The sequence below is a fragment of the Streptomyces laculatispora genome, assembly GCF_017353455.1.
Taxonomy (GTDB): domain Bacteria; phylum Actinomycetota; class Actinomycetes; order Streptomycetales; family Streptomycetaceae; genus Streptomyces; species Streptomyces laculatispora.
This window is the reverse complement of record NZ_JAFMPZ010000649.1, coordinates 1-4,985: the sequence shown is the minus strand read 5'-3', so window position 1 is coordinate 4,985 and position 4,985 is coordinate 1. Positions and strand designations below refer to the sequence as shown.

The following is a 4,985-nucleotide window of genomic DNA, read 5'->3' as shown; positions in this document are numbered from 1 at the left end:
CCCCCGTCCCCGGCCACGTTCTCGTCGTGGACGACGATCCGACCGTCTCCGAGGTCGTCGCCGGATACCTGACCGGTGCCGGCTACGACGTGGCCCGCGCGGCGGACGGCCCGGCCGCGCTGGAGTGCTTCGCCCGCCGCCGCGCCGACCTGGTGGTGCTGGACCTGATGCTGCCCGGCATGGACGGCTTCGAGGTCTGCCGCCGGATGCGGGCACACGGACCGGTGCCCGTGATCATGCTGACCGCGCGCGGTGACGAGGACGACCGCATCCTCGGCCTGGAGACGGGGGCGGACGACTACGTCACCAAGCCGTTCAGCCCCCGCGAACTCGTCCTGCGTGTCGACTCCGTGCTGCGCCGCGCCGGCGCGGCCGCCGTACCCGCCGGCCGCTCGGCGCTGATCGAGGGCGCGGGCCTGGTCCTCGACCCGGCGGCCAGGCGCGCGAGCCGGGACGGCCGGGTGCTGGCCCTCACCCTGCGCGAGTTCGACCTGCTCGCCTTCCTGCTGCGCCACCCGGGCCGGGTCTTCACCCGGGAGGAGCTGATGCGCGAGGTCTGGGGCTGGGACTTCGGCGACCTGTCGACCGTGACGGTTCATGTGCGCCGGCTGCGCGGCAAGGCCGAGGCGGACCCGGCCCGCCCGGAGCTGATCCGTACGGTCTGGGGTGTGGGCTACCGCCTGGACCTGCCGGCCGGCGCCCCCGACGCCTCCGGAGCGCCGTCATGACCGACATGCTCCTCATCGCGCTCTTCGCGTTCCTGGGCGCGGCGGCGGCAGGGCTGCTGGGCGCGCTCGTGCTGCGGTTCTTCCGGCACCGCTCGCTCGTCGTCTCGCTGACCGTCGTCGCCGCCGTCGCCGTGACCGCGATGCTCGCCGGGACGCTGGCCGTCGCCTGGGCGATGTTCCTGTCGCCGCACGACCTCCAGGTGGTCACGACCGTCGTCGCCATGGCTGCCGTCGTCTCGCTCCTCACCGCGATGCTGCTCGGCCGGTGGGTGGCCGCGCGGAGCCGCGACCTGACCCTCGCCGCCCGCTCCTTCGGCGACGGTGGCACCTTCGCGGCCCCCGCGGCCCCGGCCACCGCCGAACTCGCCGCGCTCACCCGCGAGCTGGCCGCCACCAGCGCCAAGCTCGACAGCTCACGCGAACGGGAGCGCGCCCTGGAGACCTCGCGACGGGAACTCGTCGCCTGGATCTCGCACGATCTGCGTACCCCGCTCGCCGGACTGCGGGCCATGTCGGAGGCGCTGGAGGACGGCATGGCCGTCGACTCGCGGCGCTATCTGCGGCAGATACGCACCGAGGTGGAGCGTATGAACGACATGGTCGGCGACCTCTTCGAGCTCTCCCGCATCCACGCCGGTTCGCTCACCCTGACCCCCACCCGGATCTCCGTGTACGACCTGGTGGGCGACGCGCTCGCCGGCGCCGACCCGCTGGCCCGCGAGCACGGCGTACGGCTGGTCGGCGACCGGATCGAGGCGGTGCCCGTCGAGGTCGACGGCAAGGAGATGAGCCGGGTCCTGGGCAACCTCCTGATCAACGCGATCCGCCGCACCCCCGCCGACGGCACCGTGGCGGTGGCCGCGCAACGCACGGGCGGCGGTGTGGTCCTGTCGGTGACCGACGGCTGCGGCGGCATCCCGGAGGAGGACCTGGCCAGGGTCTTCGACACCGGATGGCGCGGCAGCCACGCCCGTACGCCCCCGGCCGGCGCGGGTCTCGGGCTCGCCATCGTGCGCGGGATCGTCGAGGCGCACGCCGGCCGGGCCGAGGTCCGCAACGTCACCGGCGGCTGCTGCTTCGAGGTCACCCTGCCGGTGGCGTGAGCGTGCGGGGGTGGCGGACGCGGGGCAGTGGGCCGGTCAGCTCGTGGCCATGTCCCGCTGCGGGGCCGCCGCGAACTGCGCCATCCCCTCGGCGAAGCCCACCGCGGGCTTCCAGCCCAGCTCGTCGCGGAGCCGCCGGGAGTCGGCCGTGACATGGCGTACGTCCCCGAGCCGGTACTCACCGGTGACCACCGGGGCCGGGCCGCCGTGGGCCGACGCCAGCGCCGCGGCCATCTCGCCGATGGTGTGCGGCTCCCCGCTCCCGGTGTTGTACGCGGCGAAGTCGCCCGGCCGGAGCCCGGCAACGGCCTCCAGCGCCACCGCGTTCGCGGACGCCACGTCCCGCACATGGACGAAGTCCCGCCGCTGGGCGCCGTCCTCGAAGACCTGCGGCGCCTCGCCCCGGGCCAGGGACGAGCGGAAGAACGAGGCCACTCCCGCGTACGGGGTGTCGCGCGGCATCCCCGGCCCGTACACGTTGTGGTAGCGCAGCGACAGCGCCCGCCCGCCGGTGGCGCGGGCCCAGGAGGAGGCGAGGTGTTCCTGGGCGAGCTTGGTCGTCGCGTACACATTGCGCGGGTCCACGGGCGCGTCCTCGCCGACGAGCCCCGGGGTCAGCTCCGTACCGCAGGACGGGCAGAGCGGCTCGAACCGGCCCGCGGCCAGATCGGACTGCGCCCTCGGCCCCGGCCGGACCGGCCCGTGGAGCCGGCAGTCGTAGCGGCCCTCGCCGTAGACCACCATCGATCCGGCGAGCACCAGGCTCCGCACCCCGGCCGCGGCCGCGGCGGCGAGCAGCACGGCCGTCCCGAGATCGTTGCACCCGACGTACTGCGGGGCGTCCGCGAAGTCCTTGCCCAGGCCGACCATCGCCGCCTGGTGGCACACGGCGTCGATGCCGGTCAGTGCGCGGTCCACGGCCTCGCGGTCGCGCACGTCCGCCACGATCAGCCGGCTGTCGGCCCGCCGGTCCGCTCCCTCGCCGTGCGCCGAGGGGAGCAGGGCGTCGAGCACCACCGCCTCGTGCCCGGCCGATGTGAGGGTCCGGACGATCTCCGACCCGATGAACCCGGCTCCGCCGGTGACCAGTACGCGCATGAGCGCAACGCTAGGGCGCGGCGGCCGGTGGGCGCGGTTGCGCGGTCGGCACGTCACGGGACCGTAAGAACCGACCCGTTCGGCGGGACGGCTTCCGGCGTCCCCCTCTTCCCGCCCCCGGACGGCTCAGCCGAACAGGAACGCGCAGGCCGTGGCCGCGCCCAGCGCGGTCCCGGCGGTCACCTGGCCGACCGTGTGGTAGCCGAGCGCGACCCGTGACCAGCACACGGCGGCCGTCATCAGGTACCCGAACAGCCACCACGGCGAATGGACCACGGCGAGCAGGGCGACGACGGCCGAGGCGACCGAGGCGTCCACCGAGATCTTCCAGACCGTGTTCACGGCCAGCAGGACGACGGTCATCGCCCAGAGCCCGAGCATCGCGGTCAGGATGCCGGTGGGGGCGCCGCCCAGCACCATGACCGCCGAACCGGTGCCGATGGAGCCGAGGATGACGAGGAAGATCGGGGCCCGCTTGGTGCGGTCGACGACATGGCGGTCGCCCCAGGTGCCGCGTCCGCGCTCCCACTCGATGTAGCCGGCCGGGACGATCCCGGCGCACAGGGCGCCGAGCAGTCCCCACAGCAGCCCCGTCCACTCGCCCGCCGCCGCGAATCCGGTCGCGAGCATCCCGGCGAGCAGGAGATTACGTGGCTGGAAGACATCGGTCACCGTACGGGCGGTGGAGGTGGTGCGGGCGGCGGTCCCCGCGCTGTCGGCGGTGTCGGACGGGCCGGACGCGTCGGCGCTGTTGGCGGTGTCGGACGTGTCGGCGGTGCTCATGCTGTCTGCTCCTTGGCTGCTGCGGAGGACTCCAGGACCTGCCGGGCCCGTTCCGCCGTGACCGTCCGGTACGCGGCGGCGACCCGGACCAGCCAGGCGACCTCGCCGTCCTGGTCGGTCGCGTGCTGGGTGCCGACGGCGGCCGCGTCCCCCGGGGCCGCACCGTCGCCGTGGGCCGCGAGGGCCGCCTTGATCCAGTACGCGTCCGTGAGCGGTCCCGTGCGCTCCCGGTCGGTGGTGCCGGCCTCGGCGGCGGCCCCGGCGGCCGCGAGGAGGGTGTCGGGGGCGTAGTGGCGCAGCTTCTCCACCGCGTCGGCGATGTCCGCCGCCCAGCGGTCGATCCGCAGGTCCGCCGGGGTGTCGAACCGGGTCAGCTCGCGGATCAGCGATGCCGGGGGGTCGAAGGGCTGGTCGGGGAAGGCCGCCATCAACTCGTACCAGAGCGCGTGCAGTCGCACCTGGGCGCGCCAGAGCTTCGCCCGGCGGCGGACGTTGCTCAGGGCGGGGATGGAGGCGCCCACCGCGAAGAAGGTGAACAGCACGACCTGCGAGGCCTCGGTGATCTCGTCGAAGTCCAGCGCGAAGGCCTCGCTCGGCGGGTCGATCACGCTCACCCAGAGGAACAGCGTCCGGCTGACGGTGTATCCGACCCCGATGAACATCGCGAACGTCATCATGCCGAGGCCGATCCGCAGCCGGCGCAGCCCGGCGCTCGCGGTGGCCAGCGCCCACTGGTAGGCGCAGACGGCGGAGGCGGTGCCGAGGTAGAGGTAGAACACGCTCATGTAGAGCGTCGCGCCCCACTGCCCGGCGTGGTCGGCGACGAAGCGGTCCGAGGGGACGGAACGGTCGACGACCGTGAAGAACAGCACCGTCAGCAGCACCAGCGTGGCGATGGACGCCTTCGCGGCGACCTGCTGGATCAGCCGGGCGAACCGCACGTGCCGCGGGACGTCCCCGGCGTCGGCGTACTGGCCGTAGATGGCGACGATGTAGCTGAGGATGGCCAGGATCGCGACGGTCGCCGTGTAGTGCTTGATCAGCACCGAGAGGTCGGTGACGGAGCTGTCGTTGAGCCCGATGCGCACGACCCGGGTCTTGGTCCACAGGGCGGCGGCGAATCCCGCGTAGCAGCCCCACAGGGCCCGGCGGCGTCTGTCCTCCTCGTCGCCCCAGAGGGCGGCCGGCATGCGCCACAGGGCGACGGCTGTCATCAGGCCGGCTATCAGGTAGCCGGCGAGGTCGAGCGGGGTCACGGCGGACGTCCTCGGGG

Annotated in this window: 5 protein-coding genes; 2 read left to right on the top strand and 3 right to left on the bottom strand. The window is 74.0% G+C overall.

Features of this window, described 5'->3' with window-relative positions:
• Positions 1-728, top strand: a 728-nt coding sequence (locus J1C73_RS33845; RefSeq protein WP_207319703.1) for a response regulator transcription factor, incomplete at its 5' end; no start/stop codon positions are given.
• Positions 725-1,831, top strand: coding sequence for a sensor histidine kinase (locus J1C73_RS33840; protein ID WP_123460312.1), 1,107 nt, complete (start codon positions 725-727; stop codon positions 1,829-1,831). The genes J1C73_RS33845 and J1C73_RS33840, both read left to right, overlap by 4 nt.
• Positions 1,832-1,867: 36 nt before the next feature.
• On the opposite strand, the gene J1C73_RS33835 is transcribed toward J1C73_RS33840, so the two are convergent.
• From J1C73_RS33835 to J1C73_RS33825, 3 genes are all read right to left on the bottom strand, one after another.
• Positions 1,868-2,929 (bottom strand): NAD-dependent epimerase/dehydratase family protein, encoded by a 1,062-nt coding sequence (locus tag J1C73_RS33835; RefSeq protein WP_207319702.1) that lies wholly within the window; start codon positions 2,927-2,929, stop codon positions 1,868-1,870.
• A gap of 126 nt (positions 2,930-3,055) precedes the next feature.
• Positions 3,056-3,712, bottom strand: a complete 657-nt coding sequence (locus J1C73_RS33830; protein ID WP_207319701.1) for a hypothetical protein — start codon at positions 3,710-3,712, stop codon at positions 3,056-3,058.
• Positions 3,709-4,968: an MAB_1171c family putative transporter gene (locus tag J1C73_RS33825; RefSeq protein WP_207319704.1), complete on the bottom strand. Its 1,260-nt coding sequence runs from the start codon at positions 4,966-4,968 to the stop codon at positions 3,709-3,711. Before J1C73_RS33825 ends, J1C73_RS33830 begins: the two co-directional genes overlap by 4 nt.
• Positions 4,969-4,985: the final 17 nt, after the last annotated feature.